This is a genomic window from Proteus sp. fly-1067, from assembly GCF_040139345.1.
Classification (GTDB): Bacteria; Pseudomonadota; Gammaproteobacteria; order Enterobacterales; family Enterobacteriaceae; genus Proteus; species Proteus vulgaris_B.
Window position 1 is genome coordinate 1 of the sequence record NZ_JBEEUL010000211.1, and the last position, 558, is coordinate 558.

The following is a 558-nucleotide window of genomic DNA, read 5'->3' on the forward strand; positions in this document are numbered from 1 at the left end:
TCACTCAAAGACCAGTTAATAAACTGCTCAGTAATAAAGGCTTTATTTGGCACAATGATCTCTTTTCTATCCCAATCTGTCAGCGTTGTTGCTCGGGTATTAATTTTTGTAATACTCCCCGTCAGATTGCGGATAGTCACCGTATCACCAATACGAATCGGTTTTTCGAATAAAATCATCAGACCTGAAATAATATTGGCAAAAATCTCTTGTAAACCAAACCCTAAACCGACCCCCATTGCAGCGATTAACCATTGCAATTTAGACCAATCAATCCCTAACATTGAGAAACCAACAATGGTACCGATGATAGTCAGTGAATATTTGGTTAATGTGCTGATAGCATAGCCAGTACCCGGTGTTAAATCTAAATGTTGTAATACCGCAAGCTCAAGCAATGCGGGTAAATTACGAACTAACTGCGTAGTGACAATAATGATCAATATGGCAATGAAAATTGACCCCATCGTGATTGGCTGGACGGTATCCACACCATTAACGGTTGAGGTAACATCCCATAGACGAATATTTTCGAGAAATGAAAACGCGCTATGTAGC

General features: G+C 39.6%; 1 protein-coding gene. It reads right to left on the reverse strand.

Translation table 11 applies throughout. From position 1 onward, the window contains the following. Positions 1-558: mechanosensitive ion channel domain-containing protein (locus tag ABN217_RS20045; protein ID WP_349459975.1), on the reverse strand; the 558-nt coding region annotated here is incomplete at both ends.